This is a genomic window from Paenibacillus chitinolyticus NBRC 15660 (assembly GCF_000739915.1).
Lineage (GTDB): Bacteria > Bacillota > Bacilli > Paenibacillales > NBRC-103111 > Paenibacillus_F > Paenibacillus_F chitinolyticus.
Genome location: NZ_BBJT01000008.1, coordinates 130,396 through 151,224, shown reverse-complemented (window position 1 = coordinate 151,224; position 20,829 = coordinate 130,396). Strand labels below are relative to the sequence as shown.

Here is a 20,829-nt window from a genome sequence, read left to right as displayed (position 1 = left end):
TTGCCTCCCGTAGGAATCCTTATTATGGTGATAGTTTACCCTTAATCGTAAAAGGTTAAATGTTAGCTGAAAACAATCGAAACGTTTCGAAATCATTATAAAACATCCTGGAACCGTATTCAAGTTCTATTTTGGATAAGAGTAAACCGCTTACAAAACCCTGATTTCTTTATAAAATCCGTTTGACTTCATTCGAAAAGGAGGGTTATAATTCAAATCAAAGAAAATCGAAACGTTTCACTTAACGTTCTATGTAAGCATTATGCGGGTGCATCGGCACTCGTCTCCACTAAAACTTCTATAAGCAAAAGCAAGAAAAAAATCTGCGCGAGGAGGCGGCGGAATGACGGAACAACAGCTGCTGGCTAGGATAAAGGAAATGACGCTGGAGGAAAAAGTCGCTCAGCTGCTGCAGTTGGCGGGTCCTTTTTTTGAAGGGGCGGACGGACAGATTACCGGTCCCATGGCTTCCATGGGCATTACCGGCGAGATGACGGCCCATGCGGGCTCCGTCCTGGGCGTAGCCGGCGCCGGGCAGGTCAAAGCCGTCCAGGACGCTCACCTGCGCGGCAGACCGGAAGCGATTCCGCTCTTGTTTATGGCGGACGTCGTGCACGGATACCGGACGATCTTCCCGGTACCGCTGGCGACCGGCTGCTCCTGGGATATGGAGCTGGTCGAGAAAAGCGCGGAAATCGCGGCAAGAGAAGCCGCCGTATCCGGCGTGCACGTGACCTTCGCCCCGATGGTCGACCTGGTGCGCGATCCCCGCTGGGGACGCGTGATGGAATCGACGGGCGAAGACCCGTACCTGAACGGGGAATACGCGCGGGCTTTCGTGCGCGGATTCCAGGGCGCGGACCTGACCGGCGACAAGGAGCGGGTGGCGGCCTGCGTCAAGCATTTCGCCGCCTACGGCGCCGGGGAAGGGGGCCGCGATTACAACACGGTGGACATGTCGGAGCGCCAGCTCCGGGAGCAGTATCTGCCGGCTTACAAGGCCGCTCTGGAGGAAGGCTGCGAGATGGTTATGACGTCCTTTAATACGGTGGACGGCATTCCGGCCAGCGGCAACAAACGCCTCATGCGCGATCTGCTGCGCGGGGAATGGAACTTCGACGGCGTCCTGATCTCCGACTGGGGAGCCGTCAAGGAGCTGATTCCGCACGGGACCGCCGCGGATGAAGCCGAAGCCGCCCGCCGGGCGATCGAGGCGGGCGTCGACATCGAGATGATGACCGCGTGCTACGTGCATCATCTCCCGGCGCTTGTCGCCTCCGGCGAAGTCGACGAAGCGCTCATCGACGAAGGCGTTCTTCGCATTCTGCGGCTCAAACAGAAGCTCGGCTTGTTTGACGATCCGTACCGCGGCGCGGATGAAGAGCGCGAGCGGGAAGTGGTGCTCTGCGCCGATCACCGCCGCGCGGCAAGAGAACTGGCGCAGAAATCGTGCGTTCTGCTCAAGAACGAAGGCGTCCTGCCGCTGAAGCCGGACCGCAGCATCGCCCTGATCGGCCCGTTCGCCGAGAGCGGCGATATTCTCGGGCCGTGGTCGTGGCTCGGCTCGCAGGACGAAGCGGTGCCGCTGTACGACGGCCTGGCCGCGCACGCCGATCCGTCCCGGATCACGGTTGCGGAAGGCTGCGGCATCGAGAGCGGCACGCCGGAGCAAACCGCGGCCGCGCTGGAAGCGGCGCGCGCCGCCGATGTGATCGTGCTGGCGCTGGGCGAGCACTCGGGCATGAGCGGCGAGGCTTGCAGCCGCGGAGACATCCGGCTGCCGGAAGCGCAGCTGAGGCTTGTCGCCGAACTGCGGACGCTCGGCAAGCCGATGGCGGCCGTGCTGTTCAACGGCCGGCCGCTCGACCTGCACGGTCTGATCGATCAGACCGACGCCGTGCTGGAGGCTTGGTTCCCGGGCACCGAAGGCGGCGCGGCGATCGCCGACCTGCTCTTCGGCCGGGTGAACCCGTCCGGACGGCTGTCCATGAGCTTCCCGCACAGCGTGGGGCAGGTGCCGGTCTATTACAATCACTTTAATACGGGACGGCCCAAAGATGCGCTGGACGCCCAAGAGCATTACGTTTCCAAATATCTGGATATTCCCAACGAGCCATTGCTTCCATTCGGGTTCGGTTTAAGCTACACGACCTTCGCCTACGACACTCCGACACTGGACTCGGCAAGCATGTCGGCGGAGCAGCCGCTGACGGTACGTGTCAACGTGGCCAATACGGGAGAGACCGCAGGGGAAGAAGTCGTCCAGCTCTATATACGTGACATGGCAGGTGAGGTCGTCCGTCCGGTCAAGGAATTGAAAGCGTACCGGAAACTGTTCCTGAAGCCGGGTGAAACGGCCGAGGTCCGGTTCGACTTAACCGAAGAACAGCTCCGTTACCATCATTCCGACTTGAGTTTTGCAAGCGATCCGGGAGAATTTGCCGTCTTCGTCGGCCCCAACAGCCGTGACACCGCAGAGCTCCGGTTTCGATTAACGAAGTAAAGAAAGCGAGTGAACATCACCATGACCCAGTTGAAGGATCGGTCGTTACAACTGAAATCGGGCAGCCTGCAGTTCTCCTTCCTGAACAGCGGGGATATTGCGGAGGTGGTATCCGGTTCGACCCTGATCAACCAGTGGATCGGTAATCCGCTGGACGGCTCCATGAACAACCTGTATCTGCGTCTTCACCGTGAGAAAGGCATTCAGGCGTATCCTCTGCTCGGAGTCCGCTCGGCCAGCCTTATAAGCCGGAAGGAGTCCGGCATCGTTTGGAACGGAGAGGTTGAAGGCATTTCCTACGAAGTAACGTTTACGCTGACTCCGCAAAATATCTGGTTTTGGGACGTATTGCTGACGGGAGGAACCGGGGATACCCCGGTTGATATCCTGTACGGCCAGGATCTCGGTCTCGCGGATAAAGGGGCGGTACGGAGCAACGAAGCGTATATGTCCCAATATATCGACCACAGCGTTTATCAGGACGAAAAGCGCGGATATGTCGTCTGTTCCAGACAGAACCAGCCGCAGGGCGGCGCTTTTCCGTACGTGCAGCAGGGATCGCTGACGGGAGCGGATGGATACTCCACGGACGGCTTCCAATTTTACGGGTTGTCCTATAAAGAAACGGATAAGCCCGAAGCGTTAGCCCGTCCTCATCTCGCCAATGAGATTTACCAGTACGAGTTTGCGTATACGGCGCTGCAATCCCGTCGTGTCATTTCGGGTGCGGAGCCGGTCCGGTTCATTTTTTACGGACTGTTCAAAGAAAACCATCCCGAAGCCGTTACTGCTCTTGAGTTCGCTGAGGAAGTTTCTGCCGCCTGGGAGCAGGCCGAGGCTTTGAACGCGGTTGCCGGCGGCAACGGCGACAGTGGCAGCGGCACTGATACTGGCACTGGCATCGGTACCCGTACCGGTACCACGGCTCTTGAGCCGGTGCGTTTGGCGGGCGATATCGGAGCGCCGCTTACCGGACTCACGATGACCGCGGATGAAGTCGCCGGATACTTTCCCGACCGCCGTCTGGAAGAAACGCTGGAAGGCGAGCTGCTTTCCTTTTTCACGGAGACAAATGAGCATGTCGTGCTGAAAGCCAAGGAGCTCCGCGTCGAGCGTCCGCACGGGCATATTCTGATGAGCGGGGATAACGCCCGACTCCGGGAATCCGTTCTGACATCGACCGCATACATGTACGGTTTGTTCAATTCCCAGCTGACCGTGGGCAATACTTCGTTTAACAAAATGCTGACGAACGCCCGGAACGCTCTCAACGTTTCCAAAACGTCGGGACAGCGCATTTATATCGAAACCGGCGGGGAATACCGTCTGCTGACGATGCCGTCCCTGTTCGAGATCGGGTTCAACTATACCCGCTGGTACTATAAACTGGCCGATGACACGGTCGTCGTAACCGGCTTTACGGCAGCGGATGCGCCGGAGGTTCGTCTCCAGCTCCGTTCCGTCCAGGGCAAAACTTACCGTTACCTGGTTACTCATCAGGTTTCGATGAACAACAACGAATACGAAGCTCCGTTTCATCTGTCGGTACAAGAAGACGGTCAAACGCTCTTATTTACGGCGGATGCCGCCTCGGACAGTGCGCAGGTATGGCCGGATCTTACCTACCGCATGCAGGTCGCGGGCGCTCCGCTGCGAGTGACCGACGAAACGCGTCTTGCGGCGGGGGCCGAGCCGGGTTCCGCCTCCCTGGCCGTTCTGGAACTGGGAGAAAGCTCCTCCTGGAGTATGACCGTCCAAGGTCTTTTGCGCGGGGAAGAGCTGTCGTTTACGGACCGGGAAGCGGATCTGGAAGCGGAGCGTTACCGTGCATTCCTCGGTTCCGTCATGAACGGTTTCCACCTGTACCGGGCAGGCGGAGAGGGCGATCCGGAGCTGGCGAAAATGAACGTGCTTGCCTGGTGGTACACTCACAACATGCTCGTTCATTATTCCGTTCCGCACGGTCTGGAACAGTACGGCGGAGCCGCCTGGGGAACGCGTGACGTGTGCCAAGGCCCGTCCGAATACTTCCTGGCGACCGGGAAATACGGCGAGGTCCGGGACATTCTCCGGACTGTGTTTTCCCATCAGTTCGAAGACGATGGCAGCTGGCCGCAGTGGTTCATGTTCGACCGGTATTCCCATATCCAGCAGGAAGAAAGCCACGGGGACGTCATCGTCTGGCCGCTTAAGGTGCTCGCCGATTATTTGAGCGCCACCGGGGATTTATCGATCCTGGACGAGCAGCTTCCGTATACGAGGCGCCACAGAGGGAATTTTACGGAAGAGACCGCTTCCCTGCTGGAGCATGCCGTCAAGGAAATCGGCTACATCCGCAGCCATTTCCTGCACGATACCCATTTGTCCTCCTACGGGGACGGAGACTGGGACGACACCCTTCAGCCGGCTAACGCTCAGCTGAAGCGGTTTATGGTCAGCTCCTGGACCGTGTCGCTGACCTACCAGGTCTTCCGCCGGCTCTCTGTCGTGCTGGCGGACAGCCGCAGCGCGCTGGCGGCGGAGCTGCGCGGCATGGCGGACGGCATCCAGGCCGATTACATGCGCTATATGCTGCCGTCCGAAGCGTCCGTGATTCCCGGTTTCTTGTACATGGAGGAGCCCGGCAAAGCCGAGAAGATGCTCCATCCCGAGGATACGAAAACGGGAATCACCTACCGCCTGCTGCCGATGACGCGCAGCATGATCAGCGAGCTGCTGACGCCGGAGCAGGCAGAGGCCCATTACCGCCTCATCAGGGCGGAAATGTACTGTCCGGACGGCGTCCGGCTCATGAACCGGCCCGCGAATTACGCGGGGGGCGTCAGCACGAACTTCAAGCGCGCGGAGCAGGCCGCGAACTTCGGCCGAGAAGTCGGCCTCCAGTACGTGCACGCCCATATCCGCTACGTCGAAGCGATGGCGAAGCTGGGCAAGACCGGCGAAGTGTGGCGCGGGCTCCAGATGATCAACCCCGTCCGCCTGCAGGACGTGGTTCCGAATGCGGAGCTCCGCCAGAGCAACGCGTACTTCAGCAGCTCCGACGGGAGATTCAGCACCCGCTACGAGGCGCAGGAGCGCTTTAACGAGCTGCGCGACGGCAGCGTGCCGGTCAAAGGCGGCTGGAGAATTTACTCCAGCGGCCCGGGAATTTACATGAACCAGCTCATTTCGAACGGTCTCGGCATCCGGATGGACGCCGGAAGTCTCATTGTGGACCCCGTGCTGGGCGAGGAGTTGGACGGTCTCTGCTTCCAGTTCCGCATTCTGGACCGACCGGTGACTTTCGTGTACCACCTGAGCGGCGGTGAAGTTTCACACGTCACGATAAACGGACGGGAAGCGGCAGCCCGGCGGCTGAATAACCGCTATCGGACCGGAGGGCTACTCCTGAGCGGCGAACAGTTGGAAAGCCTGACCGCGGAAGGGCCGAACGTGATCGAAATTTACAGTTAAAGTCGAGGCGAAAGGCGATCTTCACGGATCGCCCTTTTGCATCTCTTTTACCGGTTCATTTAATGGTATAGTAAATAAATAGAAGCGTGAGTACGGAGTGTGAGAAGGTTAAACGAAACCAGAGAAAACAGCGAATGCAACAAGGTTAGGAGCGAGAATAGTGGTAAGCATTAAAGATATCGCAAAAAAAGCCGGCGTATCCATTTCGACGGTATCTTACGCGCTGAACGGCAGCCCCAAGGTAACCGACGAGACGTGCGCCCGGATTTTGGCGATCGCCAAGGAATTGAACTATACTCCCAATGCGGCGGCCCGCACGCTAAAAAAGCGGGAAAGTAAAATTATCGGCGTCTTTCTGACCGATTTCAGCGGACCTTTCTACGGACATCTTTTGCAGGGAATCAAGGAGTATTTAAACGGGCACGATTACGAGCTTATCGTCTGCAGCGGGTCCCAATCCCACCGCTTCCTGCCGGAACGGATGATCGACGGGGCCATTATCCTGGATGCCGCTTTTACCGACGAAGAACTGCTGCAGCATGCGGACAGGGGGCATAAAATCGTCGTGCTCGACCGCGAGCTGATTCACCCGAACATCAATCAGGTGCTTCTGGACAACAAGGCGGGGGCCAATTTGGCTGCCGATTACGTCCTGGAAAAGGGGCACCGCAAGCTATATGTGGTAGCGGGTCCGCAAGATTCTTACGATTCCGACAAGCGCTTACATGCCGTCCGGCAAACCGTAGGGCGCTACAAGGATGTGGATTGTACCGAGCTGCCGGGCAGCTTCGATAAAGAGTCCGGGGAGAAAGCCGCACGGCGCATCCTGGAGGCCTATAAGGAGCCGGCGGCCGTTCTTTGTCTCAACGACGAGATGGCGGTTGGCGTCTATAATACCGTGGCGGAATCGGAATATCGTATCGGCGAGCATATCCATATTATCGGTTTCGATAATATCGAGCTGTCGGCGTACGTCAGCCCGCGGCTGGCCACGATCGACTATTCCAAGCACAAGTGGGGCGCGTTGGCGGCGGAACAGCTTTTGAAGTTGATCGCCGGCGAGAAGGTCGAGCATGAACGGATCTACGTCACGCTGGTGAAGGGCGAGTCGGTGGGGGACGTATAGGATCGTCTGCTGCAAAAAAACAAGAAAGGCCCGAGAGGAATTTCGGGATCTTTCTTGTTTTTTTAGTTTTGAATAAAGCTTATAAAAACTAAAAAATAGGTAGATACAGGAAGAAAGAAAAATATTATACTGAAAATAACACAAAATCAGGAGGAAATATATGTTAATTAGAAAGTTATTAAAGTTATCCCTATTATTATTATTATTGTTTGGAGTTTCTATAAGTTTTCATTACCAGGGTCATGTGTCGGCGGAGTCTGCGGGAACGAACCGAATTATTACTCTGACGATCGATAATCCTCAAGCGGATATTGACGGGCAGAAAACTCTTATGCCTGCAGCCCCTATATTGATGAAAGATACGAGCATGGTCCCGTTCCGGTTTCTCGGAGAACTGTTGGGAGCGGAAGTGGGCTGGGAAAATTCGACACAGACTGTTACACTGAAAGGTACCGGTCAGACTGTAACCTTGTCAGTCGGCCAGCGCGAGGCCAGCGTAAACGGAGTTTCGACGATCCTGGATCAGCCTGCGGCAATCGTGAATGATACAACCCTAGTGCCTCTGCGCTTTATCGCCGAGAGTTTGAACCGCAACGTTGCTTACGACAATGCTTCCAAGGTGATCACTATCGTACCTAAAGAAGAGACTAAACCGGTTCCCCCAGTCCCTGAAAAAGAAGCTCCAAAGAAGAAGCTGGAGCATCCGACCGTCGATAATCTCTCTCTTAAGATAGGGAAATCCTATTCAAAGATATGTATTAATTATTTAGAGTGCAAAAGTGCCAAAACACGCTTTGTATCCAGTTTTGTGACCGATTCTAACGACAATATTTATATGATTGACTACGATGCGAAACGTCAAATCAAGTACGAGTATCTTATCTCCATGTATAACCAAAAGACGGGGGATAACAGAAAGTTGGAACAAGTTTTGAATGTAAACGAAAAGTTTGACATCGAGTATTTGGATAAAAAAAATCAGCTTCAAAGTCTGTCCTATAGAGACTTGGCTCCCGAGAAAATTTTTTACGATGAGAAGCGCGACAAACTTTATATGATGGCTAGTGTAGAGAAGAAGGATATCAAAATTGTCATTTATGAAATTCTTCCCGAGGTAAAATTGATTACTTATAACGCCGATGAGACTTTGTTCGACGAAGAAAATGACATAATGACAACGTTGGATGGCGTCAATTTAATTTTCAGTAATACTTTCTTTGGAAGTATTTATTCTGTAGAAGCGGGAAAAGAACGATCCCTGAAGGCAGTTATAGCAGCTGAAAAGAAGCCTAAGCTTGTTTCGCTCATTAAGGACAACAAGATCTATTTAATGGATTACATAAATAAAACCATTCACATGATGCGGGAAGACGGCCGTCTTATCGAGGTTGCCAAAGTGAAGATGGAGAAGATCGGCGCAGCCGCCTCCAAAGGCGAATTTTTTTATGCGGCTGATAAAAATGGGTTCTATAAAATCGATGTCACCGGTAAGGTCGAGGATTACGTGAAATTAAGCGAACTGCGTTACAATAGTGGCTTGTATGAGCCTAAAACCAAAACTTACGACCAGTTGGTGCCTGGTAACATGAATTTTGAAGATCTGCCTTACTCTCCGCTTATCCAGCGTGGACCCGGTGGGGAAGTTGTTGTGGGGACTTTAGAAATGGATTTTTTCGATGATACTATTCCTGTAGACTTTGCCGTAGACAGCCAGGGCAATATTATTATTCATGACAATGTACACAAATTGCTTAGGCGCATCAATGTTTATGGATATGAACAATAATGTGATATTTCGGCCTATTTAAAATTCAGGGTGATCGGTTCTCCAGCATTTTGGACTGATCGCCTGTTTTTTATCTTTGAAAACCTATTTCTATGTAAAAATAGTCCTTACATTCGTCACCCCTTTAGGGTTTGTCTGTCTATCCGCGCGGTGATAAGATAGGGGGAGGAAGGGGAAGAGGGTTATGGCGAGACAACGGGCGTTTACTAAATCGGAGCTGCTGGACGCGACCGAGCGCTTACTGATGGAGCGCGGCTATGACGGCTTTCATCTGAAAGCCTTGTCCGAAATGCTGTCGGGCGCAAGAAGCACAATCTACGAATATTACGCCAACAAGGAAGAGATCGTCGCGGCCTGCATGCGCAGAACGATGGAGCAGACGATCGAGGCTTGCGAAGGGATCGAGCAGCTCGAACCGGTAGCGGCCATAAAAAAAGTGCTGCTTATTTTTCTGGAGCTGTCGAACTTCCATACGCTGATGCTTGCGGCCCCAAAAATCGACGAAACGGCCTCGGACAAAGCGAGACGAGACCTTGAATTTTTGAATGAAGGCCATGCGGACTTGAAAAAAAAGCTGACCGCTCTGTTCCAGAAAGCCCAGGAAGCGGGCGCGCTGAGAGCGGATATTCCTCTTCCGGTGATCACGGCGGTTTTTTTTCATGCGATCGACACGCCGAATTGGCTGAATGTGCCGACCGAGGAATGGGCGGACATGCTTTTTGGCCTCTGGTGGAACGGCGGAGGGAATCCTCTGACTAAATGAACCGGGTGACGTGTAAAGGAACCGCGGAGTTCCGGCAGGCCCCTTTTTCATAAGCTAAATTTGACGGCTATGTCGATAAAAGACGTCTGCCGCTAAAGCTGACGTTGCTGAAGCTGTCAGTCGGCGGACATGCCGGACTATAAAAAAAGCCATCTTTCCGGCTGCCCTAAGGCCGCCGGAAGATGGCTTTTTTGCTGACGCCGCTGACGTTACTGCGCGCAGCTTATTCCGTTGAAGCGCCGATCCGCCTTATTCGGCAAGTGCGCTCTCATCGGCTGTCTGGCGCTGCGGAATGGACGATTTGCTCAGCACGACAGGAACTTTGACCGTGGTTTTAACGGCCGGGTTCTTGACGGATGAAAGGGTGACGGTCAGTTCGACGTTGACGATCCCGCTGTTCGGGACGAACTTCAGAACACCGCTGTTGTCGATGTAAGCTTTATTGGAGCTGTTCGTGACCTTGTACACGATTCCGTCCGTTTTAGGGAGCTGCAGAACCGGCTGGTTGATTTTGCGCGTATTGACGATTTTAGCCGTAAAATCGTCTTTCGCTTTGGCGACGCGGTCGTTCTCCAGGTTGGCGATACGCAGGGAGCTGTAAGCCGTGTAGGAGATACCGTCCACGTTGTTGCCGAACTCGTCGATCTTCTGAGCGATTACGGAGAGCTTGTAGGTGCCTTCCGCAAGCTGTTTCACCTTCAGGTTACCGTTCGCATCCAGCTCTCCGTCCACATAAGAACCGTCGATGCCTTCGAACGAGTAAACGCCAGGCTCGATCAGTTTGAGACGGCCGTTAGCGTCGGTCCGGGTGATTTCGTCGAGGATGCCGATTTCTTTGTCATCGAGTCCCACGGCCCAGAGGGAAATCGCGTTCACGTCCTTGGCCGTCAGGCGGAAGGAAAGGTCGGTTGTGGTCGGGGAGCCGTCACGATTATCGGGATAAATGGCATTTTCCGTTTGCTCCAGTTCCTGCAGACCGAATCCGTTTTCCGGCTTATCTTGGCCGACGTGTACGGCGAAAGGCAGGTGCAGCGAAGGCTGTCCGCTTCTTTCCAGAAGCACTTCGCCTTCATAAACGCCTTTAACCGCATTGTTCTTCGGTGTTACGGATAAATAAAATCCTTTGGAAGCGCCGGCCGCAACGGTCAGTTTCCCGTTTTGCAGGCCGAGCAGCTGGGCGGTCAGGTTCGTGACATCCGGAGTTTGGGTCGGAGCGTTAGGGTCCGACGTTACGTTCGGATGCAGCACGACTTTGGCCGAGTAGGTCACGCTTTGCTTCGATACGTTCTTCAGTTGAAGCTCCTTCTGGGCGTTCGTTCCCGGAGCCAGAAGGCCGAAGCTGACGGACGGATTGTAGTTCGTCACGGCTTGCGGCTGCCAGTACTTATCGAGAATCGTGATCGGCTCCACGGATTGGAGCAGCGCCTGCGTCTTCACGGCAGTACCCACGTTCACACGGCCTGCGCCCTGCGAGTAGACGTCGTACAGCTTGCCGTCCAGGTCGCTGATTTTGTCCGACGTGTTAGCCAGCGCAGCGCGGATATCCAGCGGCGACCAGTCCGGATGCTGCTGTTTCAGCAGCAGCGCAAGGCCGGCTACGTGCGGAGTGGCCATGCTGGTACCGCTGATGCGGCTGTAGGCGGTATTGTAGCTCGCATTCGGCTTTTGCTTGCCGTAGGCAGGCCATGTGGACAGAATGCTCACACCCGGCGCGCTGATATCCGGCTTGATGCTCAGGTCGCCGTCCACATTCGGACCGCGGGAGCTGAACGTCGCCATCGTATCGCCCGGGATTTCGCTCTTCGGATAGTTGGCCCCGAAAGCGAGCTTCAGCGTCTGGCCTTGAGCGGCCAGCGCTTTTCTGGCGAGAGCGCGGCCTTCCGTGCCTTTCATGTCGAAGGTCGGAATGTACTCGAAGCCGTCGCCCAGGTAAGCGGCGGAACCGACAAAGCCGTCACGGCCGATGACCGATTCGGAAAGATCGGCTTTAGTCGCGTCCCCGCGTTCGGTGTTGCCGTTGAAAATAATCGCCGCTTTCGCGCCTCTTTGCTTGGCGTTGGCGATTTTGTCCACGAAGGCGAGATTACCGCGGGAAATCAGCACGACTTTGCCGGTTACGTCTTTGCCTTCATAATCCTGAGGCTGACCCAGGTTGACGTACACGACGTCCCTAGGGTTGGTGCCCAGAATGGAGGCGAAGTTTTCCTGGCCGGTTTCCCAGGCCATCACGTTGAGATTGTACCCGGCGGCGGCAGGCGTCACCGGCGGCACTGCAGCGGCGCCTGGGGAAACAAGCGGCGTATAGACCGCTTCCGATACGGATGCCGTGTACTGCGTTTTCGGGCTGGTTACGGCGCCTACGGAGATCGCGAGCTGCGAAGTGGCGGGCGAGCCGAGCGAGTAGTAGTAAGGCCCTTTATCCGCCGCATTGCCGTTCGCGATAACGGCCGTTACGCCGCCGAGCACGGCGTTGTTGATAGCGACGACGTCGGGAGAGTTCGGGTCTTTCTCGGAGTCGGAGCCGAGCGACAGGTTAATGACGTTCATGCCGTCTTTGACCGCATGCTCGATGCCGTCGATAACCTGCGCCGAGGAGCCGGAAGCTCTACCCGTTTCGGGATTTCGGCCGAGCACTTTATATACATACAAATCGGCTTCGTAAGCGACGCCTTTTTGAACGATGTCCGAGCTTGGGTTGGATGCTCTTCCTACGATCGTTCCGGATACGTGGGTGCCGTGGGACGTCCCTTCAAATCCGGTGCCGTAAGGGTCTTCCTCCGGAGTAAGCGGAGGCTCTTCGTAAGGGTCGTTATCCTTCTCGAAGGAATCGTAGCCGCCTTTGTAGGCATCCTTCAAGTCGGGGTGAAGATAGTCGACTCCGGTATCGATAACGCCGACTTTGAGGCCTTTGCCGGTGAGGCCTTTGGCCCAGGCGACATCCGCGCCGATCTGTTTCAGCGGAGTGATGTCATAATTGGGGCTGCTGACATCCAGCCCTTTCGGTTCGTCTACGGGGATCGGGAAATAATTGGCGCTGGGGTGAATCGATTTGACGCCGGCCAGTTTTGCCAGCGCGGGAATTTTATTGGCGGGAACGGTTACTTCCAGCCCGTTTAGGACTGTATTATACTGGTAATTGACCTGGAGGTTAATTCCGCTGTTTTTGGCTACGCTGACCAGAGTGGTCTGCTCCTGCGTAATGGCCGATTCGGTAGATTCGGCTGCCAAAGCGGACATGCCCAGCTTAGCGGCGTATTTGCCTACGGCGACCGGCTGATTTTGCAGCTGGACAATAACACGGACGGAATTCGTGGAGGCCGTATTCAGTTTCGGGGAAATATACCCCTTGACCTGGCCCGGGAGCGAGTTTGTACCGGGATTCAGAGAACCATTGAGCTGGGTACGCGGTTGGATGCTTTTGCCGGACTGGGCTGCGCTGGCATGAGGCAGCGCCGTGCCTGCAACGAATGCAAACGCGAGCGACATCACGGATAGTTTTTGGATGAGATGGCGATTTTTCAACTAGTTCCCTCTTTTCATTCATATTTGAACAATAAACGAGCTAGTGAACGATCCGGAACCTCCCCCCTTTTTCGAGATTAGGCCTGTACAATATGTAAGACAGTTTCTACAGGGAATGTATTCCATAAAAAATGGATAATTTCAGCCTTTTTACAGAAAATATTTTTTTTCATGAAAAATGGGTTGGAATTTGCCTTCGAAATGAGCCTTGATCGGCTTTTCTTGCGGGATTATAGTGGAAGATAGAGGATAAAAGGGATAGGGGGATTTTCGGGACGATGGACGCCAGACTGCACGACCTATTCCGGCCCGTTCAGGCGAACGGAAGAGTTTCTACCTATATATATGAAGAAAAAGGGCCGTCCCCCGCTCTTAAGCCGTACGTATGCTGTTACTGGCAGTCCGAACCGCGCGGATCCGGGAGTGCGCAGCTGCTTCTTCGGCCGGATGCGGTGGACCGGGTTCTTCCCGACGGCTGCACGGATATCATTTTTACGGAGAATTTGAAAACGGGTGAAATGGACGTAAGGTACTGCGGCACTTTCCAGCAAGCTTTTACCCTTTCTTACGAGGAGGGGGCGCCCATGAGAAGTTTCGGAATCCGTTTTATGCCCGGCGGCGCGTATCCGTTCCTGCGGACGGCCTTGTCCGAATTTCACGATCAAGCGGTTGCCGCCAGGCAAATCGGCTCGGTTATCGGGAGAGAAACAGAGGAGCGCGTTCGGGAAGCCCGTTCTTTTGGGGAACGAATCGGAGCGGTCGAAGCGTGTCTGATGCGGCAGTTGAGTGACAAGGGGACGGACGGGGACAATCGGATGAAGAACGTGCTGTACCGCGTTTTTATTTCAGGCGGCGGGGAAACGGTAAGCGAATTGGCGCGGTCCGAAACCGTCAGCACGAGACAGCTTCACCGTTCGTTCAATCAATGGGTGGGCCTCAGCCCGAAAAAGTTCGCCGAAGTGGTGCGGTTTCAAAGGCTTCTCAGGGACATTCAGGCCGGTTCCGTCACTGATTGGGCGGCTGCGGCGGCAGAGCGCGGATTTTTCGATCAGGCTCATATGATCCGCGAGTTCAAGAGATTTTACGGGGCATCGCCGATTAAGGCGGCAGCCGAATACCGGGGCATGTCCGATTTATCCTATCTGTAAGCGGCCGGGTTTGGTTATACTGATAGATATCTCGGATGGAACAAGAAAGGATGGGATTACCTATGAGCGGAGTTTTGCAAATCAGGGATCATCTTCTGGACGAGCTGGAGCTGTCGGTCCGGACAAGCGAGGCGCTGATCCGGCGGATCAGACCGGAGGAGTGGGCGTTCACCCCTGGGGAAAATATGCGGACGCTTCTGCAGCTCGTCCACCATATTGCCGCCCTGCCCGCTTCGGACCTGGCAATTTTGCAGGAAAAATCGCAGCCGGAGGTTGAACTTGTCGAAAACGGCGCGCAGGACATTACGGACCCTGAGCAGTTGGCGAAGCGGCTGCGGACTCACTTCGATACGCTGAAAGCTTATATGGTTTCGCTGAGCGAAGACGAGCTTTTGAACAAAGAGACGAAAGCCTTTTATCTGGAGCACAGCATGCCTCAAATCAAATGGCTGATCGAAATCGTGACGCATCTTTTCCACCACCGTTCGCAGTTGTACAATTATTTGAAGCAGAACGGTCATGAATTGAACTTCTTTATGCTGTACGCTTAAAAATAAAAAAGCAGAAAGGAGCAGCACTCCTTTCAGCTTTCCGGCCGCCGTTAATCCGGCGGAAGGATCGTCATGTCTTATTGCGGAACCCGCCGGTTGACCGGCGGGTTCTTTCTTTTGAGCAGATACGGGGATTAGGAACGGGAGCGGTTCAGGCGTCTTCTCGCCAGGAGCTGTTTGTACGGGAAGTAGACCGTGCAGCAGATGCAGCAGCCGAGCAGAGCCGTTCCGGCGGCTGCCTCCGCCTCCACGCTTACAAAATCTTCAAGCATACTTAACGCAGCGTTGACATAGTACTGGTAAAGTAAGAGACATGCAGGAACAACTGAATATCCAAGGGTAAGAGTCCAGGAGAAAACCCTTTATGCACAAACGAAAAATGTCTTGCTTCGGCATTTTCCGGTTTGATGGATAGAGGGTTTTTTTGTTGTTCTCGCCCATGGCCGTCCGGAACCGATCCGGATATCTCATTCGAAAGGAATGGATCAGAAATGAGAAAATTCTCCCGATTTTTGAGCCTGTTTCTAACCGCCGCTTTACTGTGCGGTACGGCTCCGCTTGGCCTGTTCGACGCGGCGGCATACGCTGCCGACCGGGGGAGGAAAGCGCTGGATGTCCGCAAGACGCTGACTCCGCCCATAATCGACGGCAAGCTCGATGAGTCGCTCTGGAATGTCAGCGAAACGATGAATGTCCGGACAGGCGAAGGCACGTTCAAAAACGCCCGGTTCGGAATGTTGTGGGATAACAAGTACTTGTACATCGGAGTGAAAGCCGAGGACGACACGCTGTTCTCAAGCGGAACGGGGTACTGGTTCGAGCAGGACAATATCAATTTCTTCTTCGATCCGACCCTGCATCAGTCGGCGCCTTTTGCAGCCGACGATATGCAGGCGGGATTCGTGTACAAACCCGGCTCTACGCCGGAATTTCATTTCGGGGCGGCGCTGGGCAACCACAGCGGCAAAGACGAGAAGAAAATCTTGAGGGCAGTCGGCACCGACCAGGGCGGATGGACGCTGGAAACCGCGATACCGTGGGAGATGCTCCGTTTTGACGCGGGCTTGCAGAAGCAGCTCGGCTTTGAGATCGGCGTAACGGACCGTTACGAGGCGGACACGAGCAAGCAGCGGACAAGCTACTGGAGCGCGTATAACTCCAATTCGTTCTGGAACGACACGGCCGGCTACGGAATTCTCAACCTGAAAGACGAGAACCCGGTTTCGGCTCAGCTGGACCCTGTGCTTCTGCAGGATAACTTCGACGGTTATCCGGCAGGGCATACTCCGGCCGGCTGGATTTCCGATACGAACGCGGGAAGCGATCCTTTTACCGTCGTTCAGGATACATACGGCAACGGCCGCATGGCTTTCGACGGCAAAGCCTCCGGCAAGCAGGCCCGCATCTCCGCGCCTGTCCAGTGGGACGATTATATCGTCGAAGCGGACATGCGGTTTGAAGAGGTGCTTAACGATGCGAGGTGGGCGGCCCTCATGTTCAGGGGAGCGGCCGACGGGAAAAATCCGTACAACCAGATGGCGGTCCGCCGCAACGGGACTTTCGAGCTGGCTTACCGGATGCCCAATAACAACTGGGCTTCGCCTACGCCGGTAAGCGGCATGTGGAAACCGCTGGAGTTCAATAAAGACTATACGTTGAAGGTACGCGCAGTCGGAAACAACGTCAAAGAATATATCAAAGCCAAGGACGAGGCGGATTTTACGCTTCTCATGGATCAGAACTTTTCATCCAATCTGCTTGAAAAAGGAAAAGTCGGCTTTCAGGCCGATCAGAGCAAAGTTTCGTTCGATAACCTGAAAGTGACGCGGGTAACGGCCGACCGGCTGGATGTGACGATGCCGGGCACACTGGAGGCTTTGACGGGTCCGGCGACCGTTACGGGCAGCGTTTATTACTCGGACGGGTTAACGGAAACACCTGCCCCGGGAGCTATTCGTCTGTATTCTTCCGATGAGACGATCGTGAAAATCGTGAATAACCAGCTTTATCCGGTAAAAGCGGGCAAAGTGACCGTAAAAGCCGTTTACGCCAACGCGGAAGCGGCGCGTGAAATCACCGTCACCCCTTCGGCGACAGGCGCGCAAGCCGTTAAACTGCAGCATGCGGAAGGGTATGTGCTGACGGATACCGGCGTGAAGCTGGATCTCAATACACTGAGCTTCCAGGCGGAATTCAGCGATTTCTCCAAAGGGACGCTGAAAGGCGGCGAGCTTCAATGGAAGCCTGCCGGTCCAGAGGTTACAGCCGCCAATGGCACCTTGCAGGTGAATAAAAAAGGCGCTTACCCGGTTACGGTCCAGAAGGATAACGCGTCGCTCACCCTGATGGTCATAGCCAAAAATCCGGGGGAGAAGGAATACACCCTCTACGAGGAAAACTTCGATCAAGTGGCCGAAGGCGCTCTTCCGAAGGATTGGACCCGAAAAGAAGGAACGACCGCTTCCGCGGCGGCCGTCAAGTCGGGCGCATTCGAATTGAACGCCTCCGCCGCTCCGGACAATCCTTCCCGCGTACTGCTCCCCGAGTATCTGGGACTGTTCGGGAATTACAAAATCGAAGCGGATATGACGCATTTGTCTGCTAACGATGCAGCCAGATGGCATTCGATCATGTTCCGTATCCAAAACGACAACGTCCCGTATTATCAGATGGCCGTACGGCAAAATGCGGCAGCCGTCAACGGAGTTGAATTTGCGGAACGGACATCCGCTAACGAATGGAATGTTATGGACCGCGGTTCTTACACCGAAGCGATCGATCCTGGGAAAATGTACCATTATACCGTGAAAGCATACGGTGATCGGGTACAGGAATGGATCGGCGACAAGCTTCTCGTCGATACCGATAACGCCGGCGCTTACAAGAAGGGCCGCATCGGTCTCCAGGCGAACGGAAGCCGCATGAAGGTGGACAACATCCGCGTCACCCTGCAGCAGGATGCCCTTCCTCCGCTGCCTTCCGAGCGTTTCGTGCAGGTCGTGGAGCCGGAAACGAAGATTTCCCTGGCCCCTACTGTGGTCACGGAGCTGAAATCCTCCGCCGACCTGGTTAAGCTGCAGGGAACTTCCCTTCCGGCGACAGCCATGATGTACGTGAACGGCAATCTGAAAATCACCGCTCCAGGAGGCGCAGAAATCGCCGGTCTGGACGAAATCTTGGGAGCGTTGAACAACAAAGTGATTCCGGCTTTCTATGTCCGGGATGAGCTAAGCACCGATAAGCTTATCGAAGCGCTGAAAACGAGAGGAATCGAAGACGCGTTCATCGTGTCCGACAAAGGCGAGTTGGTCAAAAAAGCGCGTCTGGCCTATCCGATCATCCGAGGCATTCTGGATTTCCGCCAAGCCAAAGCGGATACGAACGAAGATTTGATGGAAATACGCCGCAAAACGACCGTTAATCTCGCCAAAATCGCGCTGCTTTCCCAAAATGCGGCTACACGCGAGAGTATGGCTTATCTTCAGCAGCGGACTTTAGTGGTGTGGGCGCAGGACCAGTCCGTTCAGGCGGACAAAACCGTGTCCCTGCATAATCTGATTACGGGCGGAGCGAACGGCATCGTGACGGATGCGCCGGAAGCGGCTATCGGGGCACTGAAGCTGTATTCCAACGGAACGACTCTGATCCGTAAACCGTATATTATCGGCCACCGGGGCATTCCTTCCGAGGCTCCGGAGAATACCATCGAAAGCAATGCGCTCTCCCTCGAATACGGAGCCGATTATATCGAAAACGATATGTACTTGACGAAAGACGGCCATCTTGTCATCGTTCACGATTCGGTATTGGAAAATACGACGAACGGTAAAGGAAAAGTCGAAGACTTTACCCTTGCCGAGCTCAAAAAGCTCAACGCGAACAAACCGTTCCCGACCGGGTATCCCGATGTGAAAATACCGACCTTGGATGAACAGATCGACCTGGCCAGATCCAAAGGCCGCATGGTAATGGCCGAAATCAAAACCAGTACGCCCGCGGCGGTCGATGCTTTTGTAAGAATCATCAAGGAAAAGAAAGCCGAAGACATCGTCGACGCGATGTCCTTCGACACGAATCAGTTGAAGAGGCTGGCCGAGCTGATGCCCGAGATGCCTTCGGGTCTGCTTACAAGCGGCTATGCGAACGAAGCCAACGTTAACAAATCGCTGAGGGAAACGCTCAAGGTGCTTCAGCCTTTGAATGCAACCTTCAACACAAGCTACGGCGGACTCGGCAAAAACTTTATGGAAGCCGCCAAACACCGGGGGGTTATCATCTCTCCGTGGACATTTAACAACAAGAACGATTTTATGAAGTTTTTCGGGCTCGGCGCCTTCGGCATTACGACCGACTATGCGTCCTGGGCCGCGGATTGGGCCGCTTTCGTTAAACCGGGGAAGAGCGCGTACACCCTGTCTCCGGGCGAAAACGTGGCGTTGTCCTTGGAAGTGGAGTCCTACAGAGGGACGAAAACGAACGCCGCACCGGATATCGTTCTGCTGGACGGTCAGGATGTCGTGGAAGTAAGCGGCAGCAAAATCACAGGCAAAAAAGCGGGCAAAGCTCATGTTCTCCTGCGTTACACGGCTTCTATGGATGCCAATAACAAATATGACCTCTACACTCAGCCGGTTACCCTGGAAGTAAAAGGCGGCAGCGGCGGCGACAATGGAAGCGGAGGAAACAACGGCAACAACGGCAACAATGGCAACAACGGTGGTAATAACGGTAACAACGGCAACAACGGCGGATCTGCCGGCAAGGTGACGGCGTCCGGAGGTGCCGTAGACGCTTCCGCTCTGCGGGAAGCGCTCAAAACCCACTCGACCGTAGAAATCGCCTACACGGGCGATACGGTCGAAATCCCGGCGTCCGCACTGATGGACGCCCCTCAGGGCAGCCGGACACTCGTCATCGCGGGTCCGGTAGGCAAGTACACCGTACAGCTCGCGGATTTGAAGCTGGACGAAGCTGCGCGCAAGCTGGGAGGCGAAAGCCGCAGCATGACCGTGCGCTACACCCTCCGCTATGCGGCGGGCAGCGATGCGGCCGCGATCGGAGCGGCCGTGAAAGCGGCGGGCTTGCAGACGGCCGGAACACCGGTGCAGCTCGAAATCGCCGCAAAGGCCCAGTCCGGCGGCTCTGCGGCGCTGGAGACACAGGGACAGCTGGAGCTGACCCTGGACGGGACTTTCGACGCGAAGAGAGCGACAGGCGTGCGCGCTTACCCGAATGAGAAGAAAGTCTCATTCGCGCCATCCCTCTTCGCACCGGCAGGCACGGCCAAGACGGCTGTGACGTTTAAGCGCAGCGGTAGCGGCTTCTACGCGGTCGTAAGCGGCGCGCCGGTCTTCGCCGACATGGCCGGCCACTGGGCACAGGCCGATGTCGAGCTGCTCGCGGCGAAGCTCGTCGTGGAAGGCAGCGGCGGCGGACGGTTCGACGCCGAGCGCAGCGTTACGCGCGCCGAGTTCGCGGCGCTGCTTGTCCGGGCGCTCGGCCTGCCGAAAGCGGCCGGGCCGGCAGGCTTCGGCGACGTCGGCTCCGCCGACTGGTTCGCCGGAGATGTGGCCGCTGCGGCGGCTGCGGGTCTGATCGGCGGCTATGAGGACGGCTCGTTCCGTCCGCAGCGCCCGATCACCCGCGAGGAGCAGGCGGCCATGCTCGTCCGCGCCCTGCCTTATGCGGGCGCGGCATCCGCTGCGGCGATCACGAAGCCGCAGCAGGAAGAGATTCTTGCCCGGTATACCGATTCGGGCAAGATCGGCTGGGCGCAGGCGGAAGTAGCCGCAGCCGTTCATGCCGGTCTCATGAACGGCATGACGGACGGCACGCTGGCGCCGGCAAGTGAAGCGACCCGCGCTCAGTCCGCGGTGATGCTGCGGCGGTTCCTTGTCACCGCCGGCTTCATCAACTAACGCAAGCGAAAGCATCCGATCCCAAACCTGCGCAGAACTTCTGCGCAGGTTTTTGGTGT

Annotated in this window: 10 protein-coding genes; 8 read left to right on the top strand and 2 right to left on the bottom strand. The window is 55.5% G+C overall.

All coding sequences use genetic code 11. The features are described 5' to 3' along the window. Nucleotides 1–343: 343 nt before the first annotated feature. The 5 genes from bglX to PCH01S_RS19590 all read left to right on the top strand — a co-directional run bounded on the left by bglX (nt 344) and on the right by PCH01S_RS19590 (nt 9,631). Nucleotides 344–2,503 (top strand): beta-glucosidase BglX, encoded by a 2,160-nt coding sequence (gene bglX, locus PCH01S_RS19610; protein WP_042232179.1) that lies wholly within the window; start codon nt 344–346, stop codon nt 2,501–2,503. 21 nt (nt 2,504–2,524) lie between these two features. Next, nucleotides 2,525–5,956, top strand: coding sequence for a GH36-type glycosyl hydrolase domain-containing protein (locus tag PCH01S_RS19605; protein ID WP_042232177.1), 3,432 nt, complete (start codon nt 2,525–2,527; stop codon nt 5,954–5,956). Nucleotides 5,957–6,116: 160 nt separating this feature from the next. Then, nucleotides 6,117–7,082, top strand: coding sequence for a LacI family DNA-binding transcriptional regulator (locus PCH01S_RS19600; RefSeq protein WP_042232175.1), 966 nt, complete (start codon nt 6,117–6,119; stop codon nt 7,080–7,082). Between the two features lie 160 nt (nt 7,083–7,242). Beyond that, nucleotides 7,243–8,868 (top strand): copper amine oxidase N-terminal domain-containing protein, encoded by a 1,626-nt coding sequence (locus PCH01S_RS19595; protein WP_042232172.1) that lies wholly within the window; start codon nt 7,243–7,245, stop codon nt 8,866–8,868. A 184-nt stretch (nt 8,869–9,052) separates the two neighbouring features. Then, complete coding sequence (locus PCH01S_RS19590) at nt 9,053–9,631, top strand: TetR/AcrR family transcriptional regulator (RefSeq protein WP_042232170.1); 579 nt, start codon at nt 9,053–9,055, stop codon at nt 9,629–9,631. A gap of 249 nt (nt 9,632–9,880) precedes the next feature. On the opposite strand, the gene PCH01S_RS31615 is transcribed toward PCH01S_RS19590, so the two are convergent. Further along, entirely contained in the window at nt 9,881–13,153 is a 3,273-nt protein-coding gene (locus tag PCH01S_RS31615) for a S8 family serine peptidase (protein ID WP_042232168.1), read from the bottom strand. A 278-nt stretch (nt 13,154–13,431) separates the two neighbouring features. Here PCH01S_RS31615 and PCH01S_RS19580 point away from each other — a divergent pair, with 278 nt between their 5' ends. Both PCH01S_RS19580 and PCH01S_RS19575 read left to right on the top strand, forming a co-directional pair. Next, the gene (locus tag PCH01S_RS19580) at nt 13,432–14,301 is read left to right on the top strand and encodes a helix-turn-helix domain-containing protein (protein WP_042232166.1); all 870 of its coding nucleotides are present in this window, start codon (nt 13,432–13,434) and stop codon (nt 14,299–14,301) included. 62 nt (nt 14,302–14,363) lie between these two features. Then, nucleotides 14,364–14,852, top strand: coding sequence for a DinB family protein (locus tag PCH01S_RS19575; RefSeq protein ID WP_042232164.1), 489 nt, complete (start codon nt 14,364–14,366; stop codon nt 14,850–14,852). Nucleotides 14,853–14,986: 134 nt separating this feature from the next. Here PCH01S_RS19575 and PCH01S_RS30585 read toward each other — a convergent pair whose 3' ends face one another. Continuing rightward, on the bottom strand, nt 14,987–15,124 hold the full coding sequence (locus PCH01S_RS30585; RefSeq protein ID WP_241688783.1) for a hypothetical protein: 138 nt from the start codon (nt 15,122–15,124) through the stop codon (nt 14,987–14,989). Nucleotides 15,125–15,343: 219 nt separating this feature from the next. Between PCH01S_RS30585 and PCH01S_RS19570 the strand changes: the two genes are divergently transcribed. Further along, nucleotides 15,344–20,770: a glycerophosphodiester phosphodiesterase family protein gene (locus PCH01S_RS19570; protein WP_042232162.1), complete on the top strand. Its 5,427-nt coding sequence runs from the start codon at nt 15,344–15,346 to the stop codon at nt 20,768–20,770. The last annotated feature ends 59 nt before the right edge of the window (nt 20,771–20,829 follow it).

Excerpts from the sequence above, each read along its gene's own strand:
- PCH01S_RS30585 (WP_241688783.1), bottom strand. The coding sequence starts at position 15,124 with ATGCTTGAAGATTTTGTAAGCGTGGAGGCGGAGGCAGCCGCCGGAACG.
- PCH01S_RS19580 (WP_042232166.1), top strand. The coding sequence starts at position 13,432 with ATGGACGCCAGACTGCACGACCTATTCCGGCCCGTTCAGGCGAACGGA.
- PCH01S_RS19605 (WP_042232177.1), top strand. The coding sequence starts at position 2,525 with ATGACCCAGTTGAAGGATCGGTCGTTACAACTGAAATCGGGCAGCCTG.
- bglX (WP_042232179.1), top strand. The coding sequence starts at position 344 with ATGACGGAACAACAGCTGCTGGCTAGGATAAAGGAAATGACGCTGGAG.
- PCH01S_RS19570 (WP_042232162.1), top strand. The coding sequence starts at position 15,344 with ATGAGAAAATTCTCCCGATTTTTGAGCCTGTTTCTAACCGCCGCTTTA.
- PCH01S_RS19575 (WP_042232164.1), top strand. The coding sequence starts at position 14,364 with ATGAGCGGAGTTTTGCAAATCAGGGATCATCTTCTGGACGAGCTGGAG.
- PCH01S_RS19590 (WP_042232170.1), top strand. The coding sequence starts at position 9,053 with ATGGCGAGACAACGGGCGTTTACTAAATCGGAGCTGCTGGACGCGACC.
- PCH01S_RS19595 (WP_042232172.1), top strand. The coding sequence starts at position 7,243 with ATGTTAATTAGAAAGTTATTAAAGTTATCCCTATTATTATTATTATTG.